The organism is Streptomyces sp. NPDC046925 (assembly GCF_040644915.1).
In the GTDB taxonomy this organism is placed as follows: domain Bacteria; phylum Actinomycetota; class Actinomycetes; order Streptomycetales; family Streptomycetaceae; genus Streptomyces.
The window spans coordinates 168,951-186,058 of the sequence record NZ_JBEYWZ010000010.1 but is presented as its reverse complement, the minus strand read 5'-3'; the positions used below and the strand labels follow the sequence as shown (position 1 = coordinate 186,058).

Sequence of the window (17,108 nt, the reverse complement as noted above, 5' to 3'; positions counted from 1 at the left end):
CCTCGCGGACGAAGACGGTCTTGAGGCGCCTGCCGTTCCCGGTCGGGGACGGGTGATGGGCCGGTGGCAGACAGGGCCCACTGCCGGGAGACTGTCCTTAGTTCGCTCTCGGGGTCGTCACGGAGGTGCCGCATGCCCCGCCCCGTCTGGTCCGGCGCGATCTCTTTCGGCCTGGTCACGATCCCGATCAAGGTTCTGCCCGCCACCGAGAACCACTCGATCTCGTTCCGCCAGTACCACCTGGAGGACATGAGCCGGGTCCGCACGCGCAAGGTGTGCGAGATCGACGGCAAGCAGCTCACGAACGCGGAGATCGGCAAGGGCTACGAGATCAGCAAGGACACGATCGTCGCGGTCACCGACGCCGAGCTCGACGAGATGCCGCTCCCGACCGCGAAGGCCATCGAGATCGCGGCATTCGTGCCCTACGAGAGCGTGGACCCGATCCGCATCGGGGAGGGCTACTACTTGCAGGCCGACGGACAGGTCGCCGCCAAGCCCTACACGCTCCTGCGCAAAGCCCTGGAGCGCAACAGCAAGGCAGCCGTCGCCAAATTCGCCTGGCACGGCAGGGAGCGCCTTGGTCTGCTCCGCGTGCAGGACGGTGTGATCCTGCTGCACGCCATGAAGTGGGACGACGAAGTGCGGGACCCGCAGGAGCTGGCGCCCAAGGCCGTCGACGTGAGCGACGAGGAGATCGACAGGGCGGTGCTCCTCATCGACTCCATGACGACCGACGGCATCACCGGCCAGGAGTGGTCCACCGACCGCTACACCCAGGCCCTGGAGCAGGTCATCGAGGCGAAGGCAGGCGGCAAGAAGCCGCCGGAGCCGGCAGAGGAGGAGGCGCCGGCCGGCCAGGTCCTGGACCTGATGGCCGCGCTCCAGGAGTCTGTGTCCAAGGCGCAGGCCTCGCGCGGTGAGAGCGGCGGCAGCGGCAAGGACGCGACCGTCCACGAGATGCCGAAGAAGCGGACGGCGAAGAAGACGACCGGCAAGAAGACGGCCGCCAAGAAGTCCACGGCGAAGAAGACGACGGCGAAGAAGCGCGGCGCCTAGCCGGTCGGCCCTGGAGTGTGGGGGCGTCGACGCGGTGCGGCGGAAGAAACGCATTGCGGCGCCGGGGCGCCGCTCGGCATGCTCACCGCTGTGACTACCGCAGAGGACCCCGCCGACGCCACGATCGCCGTTCCCGTCAGGGTGCGTGACCTGGTCCCCCGCGACCTGCCCGCATGCACCTGGGCAGGATCGGCCACCCACCTGCGCCACGTGGAAGGGGAGTTGGCGCGCGCGGCGGCCGGTGAGGTGGACTACCTGGCCGTATGCACCCCCGCGGATCTGCCGGTGGCGATCGGCGGCATCGACTACACGGTCTCCGAGGGGGCCGGAACCCTGTGGCAGCTCGCCGTGCTCCCGGCGCTCCAGTCCCGCGGCCTGGGAACGCTGTTGATCCGGGCCGCGGAAGAGAGGATCCGCGGGCGCGGCCTGCGCAGGGCCGGCATCGCCGTGGAGGAGAGCAATCCGCGGGCGCGTGGCCTGTACGAGCGGCTCGGCTATGTCGCGTACGGCCGCGAACCCGACGGCTGGGACGAGGAAGGGCCCGACGGGGTGCTCCGTCGCCACGAGACGATGTGCGTTCTGATGAAGAAGAGCCTCTGATCCGCTTGTGTCGGCGCGTGATCGCCCTCCTGCGCCGACTCCTGCGGACGGTCTGACTCCGGATCGCCGGGGGCGCGAGCACGGCGGCCGGGCGCCCGGGATAGCGTCCCTCTCCTTTGGACAAGTGAGAGGGACGTTGTGCGGTTTCGGGTACGCGGGTGGGGAGCCGGCCAGTGGGTCACGTTCGGGGCGATCGCGTTCGGGTCGCTGTTCCTGGTGATCGGGCTGATCCTGACGGGGGTGTCGGTCTCGTACCTGGCCTCCGGCGAGCGTGCCCGCGGGACGGTGGTGTCGATGGAGTGGCGCAACGACGGGAGCTCCGGCAAGCGGCGGGCGAACGACGGGCCCACGGCGTACCCGGTCGTCCAGTTCACCGCGGCGGACGGCAAGTCGAGGACGTTCGAGGACTCGATGGGCTCCAACCCGCCGGCGTACGACTTGATGGAGCGGGTCGAGGTGCTGTACCGCGCTGATTCCCCCGAGGACGCGCGGATCAACAGCTTCACCTCCCTGTGGCTGCTGCCGCTGATCTTCAGTGGGATCGGCCTGCTGATCGGCGGCATTGGAGTGACCATCGGGATCGTGCTGCGCAGGCGTCGCCCGAGGGCCGTCCAGCTCACCAAAGGCCCGGCGGGGCGCCCGGCGTAGCTTCCGGTCCAGCCGGTCCAGCCGGTCCAGCCGCCCCTAGCTGTCCCGCCCCCACGGCCGCAGCTTCTCCGGGTTGCGGACCGCCCAGATCCGCGTGACGCGGCCGTCGGCGATGTCGAACGCCGCCACGGTCATCACGGTGCCGTCACGCACGGCCACCAGGCCCGGCATGCCGTTGACCGACCGCTCGAGGAGTTCGAGCCCCGGAGCCTTGTCGGCGATCGCGACCATGTACTGGGCGATGCGCGCGCCGCCTTCGATCGGGCGCAGGGCGGCACCGGCCATGCCGCCGCCATCGGCGGTCATCACGGCGGCCGGGTCCAGGAGGTCGACGAGGGCCGCGATGTCCTTGGACTCCCAGGCCTCCTTGACCTGCCGTACCGCGTCGGACTGCCCGGTCACGCTCACCGGAGCCCGCGCGGCACGCACCCGCCGCCGGGCGGAGGCCGCGAGTTGCTTGCAGGCGGCGGGGGTACGGCCGACGATCTCGGCGATCTCGGCGAAGGGGTAGCGGAAGACGTCGTGCAGGACGAATGCCACGCGCTCGGCGGGCGTCATCGACTCCAGGACCACGAGGAAAGCCATGGTCACGGATTCGTCCAGGACCATCTGGTCGGCGGGGTCGGTGTCATGGCCGTGGTCGCGCTCGGCGCGCTCGGGCAGCGGATCGGGCAGCCAGGCGCCGACATAGCGTTCACGCCGGGCCCGCGCCGAGCCGAGGACGTCCAGGCAGATGCGGCCGGTCACCGTCGTCAGCCAGGCGCCGGGGGAGACGATCTCGTCCTGCCGGCCGCGCGGCAGCGCGTACCACCGCGCGTAGGCCTCCTGTACGGCGTCCTCCGACTCGGCCAGTGAACCGAGCAACCGGTAGGCGACGTTCATCAATTGGCGCCGCTCGCCCGCTATCCCGTCCGTGCTCGTCCCCGTCGTCCCCGTTGTCCCCATGCTTGTGGCCGCCCCCTCGCCTTACCTTCCGCAGGCCCGCGTCGTCGGCCTGGTGAGACCTTATCGATCTACTGCCTCCGAGGCGGAAAAGGGGACCGTGGCATGGCCACCCAGGCGACGACACAGCGCAGCCTTTCGTTTCTGCAGATCGCGATCACCCTGCAGACCCTGACCATCTTCCTTCAAGCGGTCTCCGCCGGGCTGCTGTTGACCGCGTCCTACGGAGAGGCGCTGCACAGCGTCGGAGCCCGCGTGATGTACGGCGCGTCGATGCTGTACGTGCTTGCGGCAGTGCTGGCGTGGAAGCCGGGCGGCGGCTCGCCCCGGCCCATCTGGTACGCGACCGGCTTCCTCGTCCTCGCCTCGGTGCAGGTCGTAGTCGGCATCGCGCACGTGCCGTCGGTCCATCTCCCGCTGGGCGTCCTGATGTTCGGACTGAGTCTGCTGGCGCTGGCGCGGCGCTGAGGAAGGAGTCGCTCCGCATCCGCGCGGCCCGGCGGAAGGCGCGCCGCCTCCCATTTCCCGGGCATATACAGCTACAGTTCCTTGCCCCCACAGCACCGCAAGATCCCCCCACGACTGCATCCCGAACTGCCGTACGCCCGTACGTGGTTCCACCGGAAAGGGAACGCCAGCCGTGTCTCAACTGCCCCGTCTCAGACCTGCGGCGGTCGCCTCCGCGGCCGCTGTCGTCCTCGCCCTCGGCATATCCGGCACCGCCCATGCGGCCGCGCCCACCGCGGCCGCCGGCTCCGCCCAACGCGTCGGCGACGACCCGGACCAGCCCGACAATCCCCTGTACGACGCCCCCGAGAGCCTCCACGCCGCATCCGGGCGCGAGTCTGTCTCCCTGTCCTGGGGTTCGCTCTCCGCGGCGACCGCCTACGAGGTGTACCGGGAGGAGGCCGAGGGCACCGAGCCGGACGAGGTCGGGCCCTACAAGCGGCTCGCCACGGTGCCCGAGAGCACCTACGTCGACCGTGACGCCGACCCCGACGTCGAGTACGCCTACAAGGTCCGTGCCCTGGACGACGCCGGTCACGTCTCGCCCTACACGGACCCCGTCCGCGGCACCCGGGACACGGTCGCGCCCCTGTCGCCGCAGGACCTCACCGTCGCCCGCGAGGACGAGCGAGGCGTGACGCTGACGTGGCGCAGCGGCAACTCCGACTCGGTGAAGTACGTGCTGTACCGCTACACGTCCCCCAACTCACCGGCAACCAAGGTCGGTTCGACGACATCACTGACCCTCCGTGACACCAAGGGCGACCCGGGCCTCATGTACACCTACGAGGTCCGTGGTGTGGATGCCGTCGGGAACGAGTCCCGGGGATCGAACTGGGTGACCGCCACCAAGACCGTCACCGATACCTCCGTGCCCGCGGCCCCTCGCATGGGAAACCACCAGCTGGTGGGCAAGCGGCTCACCCTGGAGTGGTCGCAGAGCTCGTACGTACCGATTTCCTCCTACACCGTCTACCGCTCCAAGACCTCCCCGGTGGACATCACCGACCCGGCCAACCGCGTGGCCACCACGACCCGTACCCAGTACATCGGGACGGTGGGCGAGGACGAGCGGGACTACTACTACGCCGTCGTCGCCACGTCCGCGCACGACGTCTCCTCGGCGGCCTCCGCATCGGTCAAGCCGGCCTACGAAGAGCCGCGGCCGCCGTACGCCACCCAGTTCTACAAGGTCACACCGGGCGCGGGCAGCGTCAGCCTCAGCTGGTACGCCCCTCCTTACGGCAGCGGCGACGCGCCCGTGACCGGCTACCGTGTCTACCGCTCCACGAAGCCCGGAATCACCAAGGAGAACGCCGAGTTCAGCCACGACACGAGCAGCGAGGACTACGTGGACCGCGGTCTGACGGGCGGCACGACGTACTACTACGCCGTCACCGCGATCAACGAGGACGGCCTCGAGTCCGCCCTCTCGCCCGAGGTGTCGGCCACGCCGACCGGCTGACGCGCGGGGGAGCCGCGGCAGCGGGCCACGGCTCCTTCCCCGGGCGGGCCGGGAGGTCAGGGCTTGACCAGGACCTTCAGGCTGTTGCGGTCGGCCATGTCCCGGTAGCCGGCCGGGACGCCGTCGAGGTCGGTCGTCTTGTCGAAGACCCTCCCCGGCTCGATGGCACCGCTCAGGATGTCGGGCAGCAGCTGCTCGATGTAGGCGCGGACCGGTGCCGGGCCGCCGGCGAGGCGGATGTTGTGGCGGAACAGGCTGCCGAAGCCGACCGGGGCTTCCTCGTACTGCGGAACGCCCACGCGGCTGATGACGCCGCCGGGACGGACCGCGCCGAGTGCCTGCTGGTAGGCGGGCATGTTGCCGACGGCTTCGAGGACCACGTGCGTGCCGTGCCCGCCGGTCAGGTCGCGGACGGCGGCGATACCTTCCTCGCCGCGGGCGGAGACGACGTCGGTGGCGCCGAAGTCCCGGCCGAGGTCGGTGCGCGCCGTGTGGCGGCCCATGAGGATGATCTGCTCGGCGCCCAGACGCTTCGCCGAGAGGACGGCCAGCAGGCCGACCGCGCCGTCACCGATCACGGTGACGGCGGTGCGTTCGTTCACGCCGCCCGCCACGGCGGCGTGGTGGCCGGTGCCGAGCACGTCCGCGAGGGTCAGCAGGGACGGCACGAGGGCCGAGTCCGCGGCGACGGGGAGCTTGACGAGGGTGCCGTCGGCGAGCGGTACACGGATGGCCTCGGCCTGGCCGCCCTCCTCGGGCAGTCCGTCCCAGAAGGCGGCCTCGGCGTGGCTGCAGGAGGTCTGCAGGCCCTCGCGGCAGAACGCACAGGTGTTGTCGGAGATGGCGAAGGGCGCGACGACCAGGTCGCCCGCCTTGAGGGTGGACACCTCGGAGCCGGTTTCCTCGACGATGCCGATGAGCTCGTGCCCCATGTGGACAGGGCCGTCGGCGGGCGCCATGGAGGCGTAGGGCCACAGATCGCTGCCGCAGACGCAGGAGGCGGTGATCCGGACCAGCGCGTCCGTGGGCTGCTTGAGCACGGAGTCCGGGACGTCCTCGATCCGGACGTCACCGGCTCCGTACATGAGGGCTGCGCGCATCAGAAGTGCTCCGATCAGGTGGGTCCCGCTCCAGGTGCTGACAGGGGATGTGTCGGCGGGGCGGGGCCCGGGCCGCGCCGCCATCCGGGGCCCGGTGTGGGGCGTTGCCGCTCGGCGGCGGCCGGTCACGCGTCGGAGCGCGCTGCCCGGTCCTTGATTCCGGCGAGCACGGTGTCGAGCATCCGGTCGAACTCCGGCAGAGATCCGAAGCCGGTCATGAGGGGGGAGAGGGCGGCCATGGCGGGGTATGCGGCGGCGTCGAACTCGGGTGTGGCGCTGGGCTCGTCGATGGTGCGCGCCAGCAAGTGGCCGTTGAGGAAGCCGAACAGCACCATGGGCGCGTCCGCGACCACCTGGTCGGGCAGGGAAGCGGCACGCATCGCGGTGACCAGTTCCTCAAGGGCCGAGATGGCGACCGGTGAGGTCTGGGCGCGGGTCACGAGGAGCGGGAACACCCGCGGGTGCCGGTAGGCCATCTCGCGGTAGGCGTGCGCCGTCCGGCGGGCGACTTCCTCCCAGTCGCCGGACGCGGCGTCGTCCGCGGCGAGCGCCACTTCGGCGAGCACCGCCTCGGACAGCGCGTCCAGGAGAGCCGTCTTGCCCTTGATGTGGTGGTAGATCGACATCGGGTCGACGCCGAGCTCCTGCGCGAGGCGCCGTACCCCGAAGCGCTCCAGGCCGTCGCGGTCGACCAGGGCGACGGCGGCGGCGGCGATGCGCCGACGGTCGAGCCCCGCTGAGGTGCCCCGGGTGCGTGCGGCCATGTCTCCTCCATCTCCTTGCCAAATCTACAACGTAGAAATTACCGTGCGGAACACAAATCTACGGCGTAGGTTTGGAAGCAAGGAGGAGACATGAGTGAGAACAGAGGAAGGAAAAGCACCCCGATGACGAAGACCCGTCATGAGCGATGGGCGATCGGCGCGATGTACACGGGCCTGGGGCTCACGGTCGTCGCGACGGTCCTCCCGTACGTCGACCGTGTCACCAGCCATCGGCTCGCCGACCACATCCGGGCGGGCTACCCCGCGTACAGCCAGGCGCGCGTCGACTCGGCCGTCACCACCTACCTGGTCCTGCTGTCCGTCCTCGGAGCGCTCGGCGTCATCGCCTGGCTCTGGACGACCCGGGCCGTCAAGGCGGGCAAGCGGTGGGCCCGCCCCGCAGCCACCGTGATGTTCGTGCTCGGCACCGGCGTCAGCCTGACCGCGCTCCTCACCAAGGACACCTCCGGCGACACCGGCCTGCCGCCGGAACTGGGCTTGGCCGTGACGGCTCCTTGCCTGGCCGCCCTCCTGGCCCTCACGCTCCTGTGGAGGCGCCCGCAGGTCTCGTGGAGGAGCCGGTGAAGCGCATCGGCGTCATCGGAGTGGGCGAGATCGGCCGGGCCGTCGTGACGGGCCTGTACGACGGGGACGGTGAGCGGCCCGAGGTGTTCCTCTCGCCCCGGGGAGCCCGCGCGGCCGCGGAACTGTCCGCCCGCCACGAGCACGTGCAGGTCTGCGCCGACAACCAGGAGGTGGTGGACCGCTCCGAGGTGGTCGTCGTCGCCGTCCGCGCGGCGGACCGGCACGCGGCCCTGGCCGGCCTGCGGGTCGACGCCGCCAAGGTCGTGGTCAACGTGATGTCCGGCGTCGCCAACGACGACCTGCGCCGCCTCCTCGCCACCGACGCCGCGCTGGTACGGGCCATCCCGCTGCCCGCGATTCGCGAACGCCGCTCCGTCACGGTGACCTATCCGTCCCATCCCGTGACGGACGCGCTCTTCGAGCACCTCGGCGGGGCGCAACCGGTCGCCGACGAGGACGCGTTCGACGTGTTCTCCGCCCTGACGGGCACGCTGACCACGCACTACGCCTACCTCGCCGAACTCACGACCTGGGCCGCCGACCAGGGCATTCCCGCGGGCGACGCCGACCGCTACATCCGCGGACTCTTCCAGGGCGTCGGCCGCGCCCTGGGCGACGAAACCCGCTCCCTGCACCAACTCGCCGCCGACCACGAGACCCCGAAAGGAAACAACGAACGCATCCGCACCACATGGTTCGACCCGGCCAACTCCCGAGCACTCCACCAGGCCCTCGACGGGCTCCTCGCCGATCTCCGGCGGCGTACGACCCGCGACTGAAGCCATGAACTGAACTGGTTAAGCATCCTTCCGGGCAACGTTGTCATGCCGACGGGCCTGCGGGCCCGTATCGGAAGGGGTGGGCTCATGTACGCAGCACTCGACATCGGCGGGACCAGGATCGCGGGGGTGGTGATCGGCGGGGGGAGTGGCGCAGGCGGGCGACCTGCTGTTCACGCCGCTGCGGCGGCACCTGCGCGCCTACGCCACCCTTGATTTCGTGCGCGGCATCGCAGTCCGGCCCGCGGAGCTCGCGCAGGACGCCGGGCTCGTCGGCGCCGCCGCTGCTGCCCGCCTGCTCACCGGCGTACCTGGCCCTCGCGGGCGCCTCGACCCTGCCCTGGCGCGGGGGCGGTCCGCCTGGCGACCTCCTGGGCCAGCGTGACTTAACCGGTTCTGCTGAGTCGACGCCAGCAAGCCCTGAACCCCGCTCCAGCGTACGGATGCGCGCACTTCGGCGGTCGGCCGGTAAGGTCGGCCGCTGAAGTGCGGAACCGGTACAGCAGGAGGGCGCATGAAACGGCCGACTATCGCGGACATCGCCCGCAGCGCGGGAGTCTCGAAGGTCGCGGTGTCCTACGCCCTCAACGACCAACCCGGCGTCTCCGAGCAGACCCGGGCGAAGATCAAGGCCATCGCGCGGGACGTCGGCTGGCGGCCGAGCAACGCGGCGCGCGCCCTCAACGGCGCGAAGGCCCGCGCGGTGGGCCTGGCCGTCTGCCGCCCCGCCCGCACCCTGAGCGTCGAGCCGTTCTTCATGGAGCTGATCAGCGGCATCGAGTCCGAACTCGCGCCGCGGTCCATCGCGCTCATGCTGCAGACCGTCACCAGCCACGACGACGAGGTCGAGCTGTATCGGCGTTGGTGGGGCGAGGGCCGGGTGGACGGCGCCCTCCTCGTCGACCTGCACGACGACGACGTGCGCATCCCGGCCTTCGCGTCCATGGACCTGCCGGTGGTGGCGCTGGGTCCGCCCGAGGCGGCCGGCGCCGTGCCCGCCGTGTGGTCGGACGACGGCGCGAGCATCCACGAGACCGTCGCCTACCTGGCCGCTCTCGGGCACCGTCACATCGCGCGCGTCGCGGGCCTGCCCAAGCTCGCCCACACGAGCGTGCGCGACGCCGCGTTCGAGGCGGGCTGCCGCGCCGCCGGTCTGCCCGAGCCCGTGGTGGTGCACACCGACTACTCGGGCGACGAGGGGGCGCGCGCCACCCGGGGGCTCCTGATCGCCGCGGAACGCCCGTCGGCGATCGTCTACGACAACGACATCATGGCGGTCGCGGGTCTGTCGGTGGCGCAGGAGCTGAACCTCGACGTGCCGCGCGATCTGTCCCTCGTCGCCTGGGACGACTCGCCCTTCACCCAGGTCGTACGCCCTCAACTCACCGCGCTGACACGGGACATCGCCGATTACGGGGCCAGCGCGGCACGGATGCTGCTGGCCGCCGTCGACGAGGAACCCGTCCAGGACAGCCAGGTCGCGGCCGCCCGTCTGGTCCCCCGGGCGAGCACCAGCGCGCCGCGGCGCGCATAGGGAGGCGTCGCACGTCGAAGCGTGCGACGCCCCCTGTCAGGTCCCGACGCCTCAGCTCCCCGGCGCGCGCGGTGCCGCCGTCGATGCCCGCGGTGTCAGGGACGGCGTCGCGACCCGGCGCGGCGTCACCGTGCGCCCCGCGATGACGTCGAACAGCTCACGGGTGACCTCCGCCCCGAAGCCGTGCACGTCATGGCTCATCGCCGACAGCGTCGGATGCGTGAGCCGGCACAGCTGGGAGTCGTCCCAGGCGAGGAGCGACAACTCGTCCGGTACGGCCACGCCCATCTCGGCGGCGACGCCCAGACCCGCCACGGCCATGAGGTCGTTGTCGTAGACGATGGCGGTGGGGCGGTCGGGGAGCAGGAGCAGCGAGCGGGTCGCGCGGGCCCCCTCCTCGCCGGCGAACCCGGTCGCCACCTGCGGACCCGGATCCAGCTCCAGATCGCGCAGGGTGGTCACGAACGCCTGCTCCCGGATGGCGCTGTGCCCCAGACCGGAGGGTCCGCCCACGCGTGCGATGCGCCGGTGGCCCAGGGCGGCGAGGTAGCGCACGGCGTCGGCCACCGCGCTCGCGTCGTCGGTCCATACCGAGGGAATCCCGCCGGTCAGGTCGGGATGTCCCACGGCCACCGCCGGGATGCCGAGGCGTCTCAGCGGTTCGATGCGCGGGTCGTTCCGGTGGAAGTCGACCAGGATGGACCCGCCGATCTGCCTCTTGCGCCACCAGGTCTCCTGGAGTTCGATCTCCTCGTCCAGGCTGTTGACCAGGCGCAGCAGCAGCGAGCAGGAGTGCTCGGCGAGCACGCTCTCGATGCCGGAGACGAACTCCATGTAGAACGGTTCGAGGCCGAGGAGGCGGGCCGGCCGGCACAGGGCGAGGCCGATGGTGTCGGTTCGCTGCGTGGACAGGCTGCGCGCCGAGGAGTTGGGCGCCCAGCCCAGGTCCCGGGCGACGGCGAAGATGCGTTCGCGTGTCGGTTCCGAGAGCCCGGGCTTGTGGTTGAAGGCGATCGAGACCGCCCCTTTGGACACCCCGGCGGCCGCCGCGACGTCCTTGATGGTGACGCGCTGGGCGGGAGCACTCACGCGGGTTCCACGCAGAACAGGGCGGCCCGTACGGTGTTGGCCCCGGCGCCCTGCGCGCCGTGCACGCGGATGCGGGTCCGCTCGCCCGGCAGGAGCGTGATCAGACCGCGGTCGGCGGAGGCGTGCGGGGCGATGCGGTCGGGCTGTAGCAGCAGATCGCGTACGAGGGTCTGCGCGCTGATCACGACGTCGACGGTGTCGCGGTCGCTGCCCACGGTCTCGACGGCCACGTCGTAGCGCGGCTCGGGATAGCCGAACTCCCTGTCCCGTACGGGCAGATGCAGGGCGCGCAGTTCGTCGGAGTCGGCGACCAGGTACTCCTTGGCGGAGGCCGCCGCGGGCAGCACCTCCGGCGGGACGGCGAGGCGCAGCACCTCGCGCGGCGGTGCGGTCAGTTCGAGCGAGAGGCGTGCGGCGAGCGTGCCGTCGGTGCGCATCAACCGCAGCGTGACGGTGGTCTGCCACGCCTCGGCGCCCTGGTTGGCGAGTACGAGGTCGGCGCCGTCGCCGCCCGGCTGGAGGGTCAGGAGGCGGTCGGCGTACACGCGGCGCAGTTCGTGGTGGAGCGGCTTGAGCCGGCCGTCGCCGTCCACGGCGGACCAGGAGCTGACCGGCCAGCAGTCGTTGAGCTGCCACACGATGGTTCCGGCGCAGCGCGGCCAGTTCGCCCGCCAGTGCTCGATGCCGGTGGCGACGGCGCGGGCCTGGACGACCTGGGTGAGGTAGTGCCAGCGGTCGAAGTCGCCCTGCGGCAGGGCGAAGTGGCGCTCGACACCGCGGTTGAGCTTGCCGTTGCCGTCCTCGGCCTTCTGGTGGTGGAGCATGCCGGGGGAGTCGGGGGCGAGAGCCTCGCCCGGCAGGGCGCGGCGCAGGGTCGCCATCGCCGGGGGTGCCTGCCAGCCGAACTCGGAGACGAACCGCGGCACGTTGTCGCGGTAGTCGGTGTAGTCCTGCCGGTTCCACACCTCCCAGGAGTGGTAGGTGCCGTGGTCGGGGTCGTTGGGGTGGTGGTCCCAGGATCCCGACCACGGGCTGCCCGCGGTGTAGGGGCGGGTGGGGTCCAACTCGGCGACCACGCGCGGCAGAAGTCCGAGGTAATACCCTTCGCCCCAGGAGTCGCCCGCGAGTTTGTCCTCCCATTCCCAGTCGCGGAAGCCCCACAGGTTCTCGTTGTTGCCGTTCCACACCACCAGGCTGGGGTGGGGCATGAGCCGTACGACGTTCTCGCGGGCCTCGGCCTCGACCTCGCCGCGCAGCGGCTGTTCCTCGGGGTAGGCGGAGCAGGCGAAGAGGAAGTCCTGCCAGACCATCAGGCCCAGTTCGTCGCAGGCGTCGTAGAAGGCGTCGTCCTCGTAGATGCCGCCGCCCCAGACGCGGACGAGGTCGATGTTGGCGTCGGCGGCCTGGGTGAGGCGGGTCCGGTAGCGCTCGGGGGTGATCCTGGAGGGCAGGACGTCGTCGGGGATCCAGTTCACGCCGCGTACGAAGATCCGCTCGCCGTTGACGACGAAGGTGAAGCCGGTGCCGTGCTCATCGGGGTTCTGGTCCAGCTCCAGCGCGCGGAAGCCCACCCGGCGCCGCCAGGCGTCGAGCGCGGAGCCGACGTCGGCGCCCTCCGCCGTGTGCAGGGTCAACTCGACTTCATAGAGCGGCTGTTCACCGTATCCGCGCGGCCACCACAGCTGTACGTCCGGCACATCGAGCACGAGGGTGACCGCATCACCCCGGACGTCGGCCTGTGCCTCGGCTCCCGCCACGGTGGCGCGGGCGACGAGCGGCAGGTCGGCGCCCTGCGCGGTGCGCTCCAGGTCGACACGGAGTTCCACGCGCCCCGCCCGGTCGCTCACCGTCACCAGCGGCCTGACCCGGGCGATGCGCGCGGTGGACCAGTGCTCGAGTCGCACCGGGCGCCACATGCCGGCCGTCACCACGGTCGGACCCCAGTCCCAGCCGAAACTGCACGCCATCTTGCGGATGTACTGGAAGGGGCCGGGATAGACGTTGGGGCGCTCGCCGGTCGACGCGCGGACCGCCGCCGCCTCGTCGTAGGCGGACGCGAACTCGACCCGCAGCTCGCCGCTGCGGCCCGTCACGTCGAACCGGTAGGCGCGGTGCATGTTGCGCGTGCTGCCCAACTCCCGGCCGCCCAGGCTGATGCGGGCGGCGGTGTCCAGGCCGTCGAAGACCAGATCGGTGCGTTCGTGCGCCCGGGGGTCCGCGAGGTCTTCGCGGCTGCCGAGGGTGTGCGTGTACGTCCAGGACCGCCGTCCCACCCAGGCGATGTCGTTCTCGTTCGACCCCAGGAAGGGGTCGGGGATGAGGCCTGCGGCGAGCAGATCGGCGTGGACGCAGCCGGGGACACGGGCATCGAGCTGCGCCCCCTCGTGGCTGAGACTCCAGCCTTCCGTCAGCTGGATGACGTCCTTCATTTGCGGCTCCAATCGGACAGACACAGGCCGTGCTCGTATGCGATGCCCGTCAACCTAACCCCGAGTTGATTAACCGGTCCAGTCCCCAGAGGCGTCCGAGGGGATGCGTGACAGTCCAGGTAGATGCCGCTTCGGCCGCACTGTCCGCGAACCGGCCGGTAACGATTGGGTATCGCGCCGGAAATCTTAGCTTTACCGGTTCACGTATCGCTGACATAGTGCCGTCAGCCGCTGGGGCCCGAGCCGTAACCCTTGAAAGGAGTTGGGCACATGAGGAGGAAGCCGCTGATCGCCGCGCTGCTCGCCACCGCGCTGCTGACCGTCGCGGGGTGCAGCGGGGGAGGGACCCCGTCGACCGAGACGGCCACCGCTCCCTCGGACGCGGGCAAGGTGACGGGCAGCATCAAGGTGCTCACCAACCGCACCGACCTCGTGCAGGACGGCACGATGAAGAAGTACGCCACCGCGTTCAACAAGATCTATCCCAAGGTGAAGGTCGGTTTCGAGGGCATCACCGACTACGAGGGGGAGGTCAAGATCCGGATGAACACCGAGAACTACGGCGACGTCCTCCTCATCCCCGGTGTCCTCGCCAAGGGCGACTACCCGAAGTTCTTCGCCCCGCTGGGCAGCACCGCGACGATGAAGAAGAAGTACCGCTTCACCGGCAAGACCGATGTCGGCGGCAAGACCTACGGCATAGCCAACTTCGGCACCGCCAACGGCTTCGTCTACAACAAGGCGCTGTGGAAGAAGGCCGGCATCACCGACTGGCCCACCACACCGGCACAGTTCCTCGACGACCTGAAGACGGTCAAGGCCGAGACGGGCGCCACGCCCTACTACACCAACTTCAAGGACGGCTGGCCGCTGGCAGGACCCTGGACCAACACCGTCGGCTCGGCGGGCTGCGAGGCCAAGGCCTGGGACGACCTGGCCACGTCCGACAAGCCGTGGGCCGAGGGCGGCGACCTCAACGTCATCGACACCCTGCTGTACGACATCGTCCACGGCAAGCTCGCCGAGAAGGACCCCACCACCACCAACTGGGAGAGCTCCAAGACGCAGCTGGCCAAGGGCGACATCGGCAGCATGCTGCTCGGCTCCTGGGCCATCAACCAGATGCGCGACGCCGCCAAGAAGGCGGGCGAGAAGCCGGACGACATCGGCTTCATGCCGTTCCCCGTCCAGAAGAACGGCCAGTTCTGCGCCACGATGGTCTCGGACTACCAACTGGCGGTCAACGCGCACTCCAAGCACAAGGACGCCGCGCGCGCCTGGCTCGACTGGTTCACCGAGAAGTCAGGGTTCGCCGCCAAGGAGGGCGGCATCTCCGCCCTGAAGGCCGACCCGCTGCCCGCGGTCCTCAAGCCCTACGAGGACAACGATGTCAAGCTCGTCGAGCGTTCCGAGGCCAAGACGGAGGACGTCAATGCCATCGACGACGCCGCCGAGATCGGCCTGAGCAAGCAGGACTACCGGCAGAAGCTCATCGACGTCGCCCGCGGCGCACAGGACGGCGACCTGCAGGGGTACTTCGACGACCTGAACAAGCGCTGGGCCGACGCGGCCGCGGCCTCCGGTTCCTGATCCGGCACGCACGGGACGCACGGGGCCCCGCACCGCCCGCGGGGCCGGGCCCCACGCCTGACGAGCCGTCGCACCGCACCCGCCGACTCGTCGCGGAACACGCCTGCCAACCTGTCGCGGAACACGAAAGGCCCGCCCGCCATGACGCACACGACCTCCGGCGCGCCGCCGGCATCGCACGAACGCCCGCCGGCGGCAGTCGGCCGCCGGACCAAGAACCGCCCCGGGCCCACCCGCTCCTGGCGTGACCATCCGCTGCGGCGGATCACCCCGTGGCTGTTCCTGCTCGCTCCGCTCGCGCTGCTCGTCACGTTCACCTACGTGCCCGTGGGCAACATGATCTATTACAGCTTCACGGACTGGGACGGGGTCAGCCCCGACCGGAACTTCACCGGCATCGAGAACTACACCCAACTGTTCACGCGGCCCGAGCTGTTCCGTGTCTTCTTCGTCAGCTTCTACTACCTGGCCGCCTCCGCCGTGCAGATCGTGATCGCGCTGTACTTCGCAACGGTGCTCAGCTTCGACCTGCGCTTCCGCAACCTCTTCAAGGGAATCCTGTTCTTCCCCTACCTGATCAACGGCGTCGCCATCGGTTTCGTCTTCCTCTACTTCTTCCAGGACGGCGGCACCCTCGACTCGATCCTGTCCTGGTTCGGCGTCGGCGGCGACCACGCCTGGCTCGGTGACCCCGAGTCGGCCAACACCTCGCTCGCCGGAGTGTCCGTATGGCGCTTCACCGGCCTCAACTTCGTGCTGTTCCTGGGGGCGATCCAGTCGATCCCCGGCGAACTGTACGAGGCGGCCCAACTCGACGGCGCCGGCCGCTGGCAGCAGTTCCGGCACATCATCGCGCCGAGCATCAAGCCCGTCGTGAGCCTCAGCGTCATCCTGGCGATCTCCGGCTCGCTGGCCGTCTTCGAGATCCCGTACATCATGACCGGCGGCGCGACCGACACCTCGACCTTCGTCATCCAGACGGTCAAGCTCGCCTTCCAGTTCAACAAGACGGGCCTGGCCTCGGCCTGCGCCGTCGTGCTGCTCCTGATCATCCTGCTGGTCACCTGGATCCAGCGCCGGCTCGTCCCCGACGACAGGGTGGACCTCGTATGACCACGCTCACCACGCCCGCCCGGCCCGCCGCTCCCGGCAGGCGGCTCACTGCCCCCGGCAGGCGGCCCCGGGTCGGCACGGCACTGACCTATCTCTCGCTGATCGTCGCCTCGCTCGTGGTGCTCGTCCCCCTGCTCGTCGTCTTCCTCACCTCGCTCAAGACGTCCCGCGAGGTGACCGACGGCGGCGCGATGAGCCTGCCGGAGGACTGGCTGAACTTCTCCAACTACGCGACCGCCTTCAACGACGGCAAGATGCTCATGGCGTTCGGGAACACGGCGTTCATCCTGCTGTTCTCGATCACCGGCACCGTGCTCATCGGGTCCATGACGGCGTACGCGATCGACCGTTTCGACTTCCGGCTCAAGAAGACGGTCATGGCCCTGTTCCTGATCGCCACGCTGGTCCCCGGCGTGACGACACAGGTGGCGACCTTCCAAGTGGTCAACAGCTTCGGCCTGTTCGACACCCACTGGGCGCCCATCCTGCTCTACATGGGCACCGACATCGTGTCGATCTACATCTTCCTTCAGTTCATCAGGGGCATCCCCACGTCGCTCGACGAAGCCGCCCGCCTCGACGGCGCGAACACCTTCACGATCTACCGAAAGATCATCCTGCCGCTCCTGAAGCCGGCCATCGCGACCGTCGTCATCGTCAAGGGCATCACGACGTACAACGACTTCTACATCCCGTTCCTCTACATGCCCTCCGAGGACAAGGGAACGATCTCCACCGCCCTGTTCCGCTTCAAGGGCCCCTTCGGCGCGCACTGGGAGAACATCTCCGCGGGCGCCATCCTGGTGATCCTGCCGACGCTGCTCCTCTTCCTCTTCCTCCAGCGTTACATCTACAACGGCTTTGCCCGGGGGGCTACGAAGTAGCCGGTTCGCTGTGGGAGCCT

At 70.0% G+C, this 17,108-nt stretch carries 16 protein-coding genes and 1 pseudogene; 12 read left to right on the top strand and 5 right to left on the bottom strand.

Annotated elements, in window-relative coordinates; translation table 11 throughout:
• Window positions 1–132: 132 nt before the first annotated feature.
• From ABZ906_RS32875 to ABZ906_RS32865, 3 genes are all read left to right on the top strand, one after another.
• Window positions 133–1,059, top strand: coding sequence for a Ku protein (locus ABZ906_RS32875; RefSeq protein WP_361389212.1), 927 nt, complete (start codon window positions 133–135; stop codon window positions 1,057–1,059).
• 78 nt (window positions 1,060–1,137) lie between these two features.
• Window positions 1,138–1,659: a GNAT family N-acetyltransferase gene (locus ABZ906_RS32870; RefSeq protein WP_361389209.1), complete on the top strand. Its 522-nt coding sequence runs from the start codon at window positions 1,138–1,140 to the stop codon at window positions 1,657–1,659.
• A gap of 138 nt (window positions 1,660–1,797) precedes the next feature.
• A complete protein-coding gene (locus ABZ906_RS32865; protein ID WP_361183887.1) occupies window positions 1,798–2,307 on the top strand; it encodes a DUF3592 domain-containing protein in 510 nt (169 codons plus the stop codon).
• A gap of 36 nt (window positions 2,308–2,343) precedes the next feature.
• On the opposite strand, the gene sigJ is transcribed toward ABZ906_RS32865, so the two are convergent.
• A complete protein-coding gene (gene sigJ / locus ABZ906_RS32860; protein ID WP_361389206.1) occupies window positions 2,344–3,252 on the bottom strand; it encodes an RNA polymerase sigma factor SigJ in 909 nt (302 codons plus the stop codon).
• Between the two features lie 102 nt (window positions 3,253–3,354).
• On the opposite strand from sigJ, the gene ABZ906_RS32855 reads away from it, so the two are divergent.
• Together ABZ906_RS32855 and ABZ906_RS32850 are read left to right on the top strand one after the other, a co-directional pair.
• Window positions 3,355–3,717 carry a hypothetical protein gene (locus ABZ906_RS32855; protein WP_361389203.1) on the top strand — a complete coding sequence of 121 codons (363 nt, stop codon included), beginning with the start codon at window positions 3,355–3,357 and terminating at the stop codon, window positions 3,715–3,717.
• A 172-nt stretch (window positions 3,718–3,889) separates the two neighbouring features.
• Window positions 3,890–5,221 carry a fibronectin type III domain-containing protein gene (locus tag ABZ906_RS32850; RefSeq protein ID WP_361389200.1) on the top strand — a complete coding sequence of 444 codons (1,332 nt, stop codon included), beginning with the start codon at window positions 3,890–3,892 and terminating at the stop codon, window positions 5,219–5,221.
• A gap of 56 nt (window positions 5,222–5,277) precedes the next feature.
• Here ABZ906_RS32850 and ABZ906_RS32845 read toward each other — a convergent pair whose 3' ends face one another.
• Both ABZ906_RS32845 and ABZ906_RS32840 read right to left on the bottom strand, forming a co-directional pair.
• Entirely contained in the window at window positions 5,278–6,321 is a 1,044-nt protein-coding gene (locus ABZ906_RS32845; RefSeq protein WP_361389197.1) for an alcohol dehydrogenase catalytic domain-containing protein, read from the bottom strand.
• A gap of 125 nt (window positions 6,322–6,446) precedes the next feature.
• On the bottom strand, window positions 6,447–7,085 hold the full coding sequence (locus tag ABZ906_RS32840; RefSeq protein ID WP_361389194.1) for a TetR/AcrR family transcriptional regulator C-terminal domain-containing protein: 639 nt from the start codon (window positions 7,083–7,085) through the stop codon (window positions 6,447–6,449).
• A gap of 90 nt (window positions 7,086–7,175) precedes the next feature.
• Between ABZ906_RS32840 and ABZ906_RS32835 the strand changes: the two genes are divergently transcribed.
• From ABZ906_RS32835 to ABZ906_RS32820, 4 genes and pseudogenes are all read left to right on the top strand, one after another.
• The gene (locus ABZ906_RS32835; protein ID WP_361183873.1) at window positions 7,176–7,670 is read left to right on the top strand and encodes a hypothetical protein; all 495 of its coding nucleotides are present in this window, start codon (window positions 7,176–7,178) and stop codon (window positions 7,668–7,670) included.
• Window positions 7,667–8,449: an NAD(P)-binding domain-containing protein gene (locus tag ABZ906_RS32830; RefSeq protein ID WP_361389191.1), complete on the top strand. Its 783-nt coding sequence runs from the start codon at window positions 7,667–7,669 to the stop codon at window positions 8,447–8,449. The genes ABZ906_RS32835 and ABZ906_RS32830 overlap by 4 nt, the downstream gene beginning before the upstream one ends.
• A gap of 142 nt (window positions 8,450–8,591) precedes the next feature.
• Window positions 8,592–8,834 (top strand): annotated as a pseudogene (locus ABZ906_RS32825) (ROK family protein); the annotation flags it as partial.
• 129 nt (window positions 8,835–8,963) lie between these two features.
• Window positions 8,964–9,983 (top strand): LacI family DNA-binding transcriptional regulator, encoded by a 1,020-nt coding sequence (locus ABZ906_RS32820; protein ID WP_361389188.1) that lies wholly within the window; start codon window positions 8,964–8,966, stop codon window positions 9,981–9,983.
• A gap of 51 nt (window positions 9,984–10,034) precedes the next feature.
• Here the strand turns inward: ABZ906_RS32820 and ABZ906_RS32815 are convergent, their stop codons facing one another.
• Both ABZ906_RS32815 and ABZ906_RS32810 read right to left on the bottom strand, forming a co-directional pair.
• Complete coding sequence (locus ABZ906_RS32815) at window positions 10,035–11,072, bottom strand: LacI family DNA-binding transcriptional regulator (protein ID WP_361389185.1); 1,038 nt, start codon at window positions 11,070–11,072, stop codon at window positions 10,035–10,037.
• Complete coding sequence (locus ABZ906_RS32810) at window positions 11,069–13,501, bottom strand: glycoside hydrolase family 2 protein (protein ID WP_361389182.1); 2,433 nt, start codon at window positions 13,499–13,501, stop codon at window positions 11,069–11,071. Before ABZ906_RS32810 ends, ABZ906_RS32815 begins: the two co-directional genes overlap by 4 nt.
• A 270-nt stretch (window positions 13,502–13,771) precedes the next feature.
• Between ABZ906_RS32810 and ABZ906_RS32805 the strand changes: the two genes are divergently transcribed.
• The 3 genes from ABZ906_RS32805 to ABZ906_RS32795 all read left to right on the top strand — a co-directional run bounded on the left by ABZ906_RS32805 (window position 13,772) and on the right by ABZ906_RS32795 (window position 17,088).
• On the top strand, window positions 13,772–15,091 hold the full coding sequence (locus ABZ906_RS32805; protein ID WP_361389179.1) for an extracellular solute-binding protein: 1,320 nt from the start codon (window positions 13,772–13,774) through the stop codon (window positions 15,089–15,091).
• A gap of 141 nt (window positions 15,092–15,232) precedes the next feature.
• Window positions 15,233–16,204 (top strand): sugar ABC transporter permease, encoded by a 972-nt coding sequence (locus ABZ906_RS32800; RefSeq protein WP_361183859.1) that lies wholly within the window; start codon window positions 15,233–15,235, stop codon window positions 16,202–16,204.
• Window positions 16,201–17,088: a carbohydrate ABC transporter permease gene (locus ABZ906_RS32795; protein WP_361183856.1), complete on the top strand. Its 888-nt coding sequence runs from the start codon at window positions 16,201–16,203 to the stop codon at window positions 17,086–17,088. Before ABZ906_RS32800 ends, ABZ906_RS32795 begins: the two co-directional genes overlap by 4 nt.
• Window positions 17,089–17,108 lie beyond the last annotated feature (20 nt).

Coding starts and splice junctions, on each gene's coding strand:
- ABZ906_RS32800 (WP_361183859.1), top strand. CDS start 15,233: ATGACGCACACGACCTCCGGCGCGCCGCCGGCATCGCACGAACGCCCG.
- ABZ906_RS32855 (WP_361389203.1), top strand. CDS start 3,355: ATGGCCACCCAGGCGACGACACAGCGCAGCCTTTCGTTTCTGCAGATC.
- sigJ (WP_361389206.1), bottom strand. CDS start 3,252: ATGGGGACAACGGGGACGACGGGGACGAGCACGGACGGGATAGCGGGC.
- ABZ906_RS32835 (WP_361183873.1), top strand. CDS start 7,176: ATGAGTGAGAACAGAGGAAGGAAAAGCACCCCGATGACGAAGACCCGT.
- ABZ906_RS32840 (WP_361389194.1), bottom strand. CDS start 7,085: ATGGCCGCACGCACCCGGGGCACCTCAGCGGGGCTCGACCGTCGGCGC.
- ABZ906_RS32810 (WP_361389182.1), bottom strand. CDS start 13,501: ATGAAGGACGTCATCCAGCTGACGGAAGGCTGGAGTCTCAGCCACGAG.
- ABZ906_RS32820 (WP_361389188.1), top strand. CDS start 8,964: ATGAAACGGCCGACTATCGCGGACATCGCCCGCAGCGCGGGAGTCTCG.
- ABZ906_RS32845 (WP_361389197.1), bottom strand. CDS start 6,321: ATGCGCGCAGCCCTCATGTACGGAGCCGGTGACGTCCGGATCGAGGAC.
- ABZ906_RS32795 (WP_361183856.1), top strand. CDS start 16,201: ATGACCACGCTCACCACGCCCGCCCGGCCCGCCGCTCCCGGCAGGCGG.
- ABZ906_RS32805 (WP_361389179.1), top strand. CDS start 13,772: ATGAGGAGGAAGCCGCTGATCGCCGCGCTGCTCGCCACCGCGCTGCTG.
- ABZ906_RS32870 (WP_361389209.1), top strand. CDS start 1,138: ATGCTCACCGCTGTGACTACCGCAGAGGACCCCGCCGACGCCACGATC.
- ABZ906_RS32875 (WP_361389212.1), top strand. CDS start 133: ATGCCCCGCCCCGTCTGGTCCGGCGCGATCTCTTTCGGCCTGGTCACG.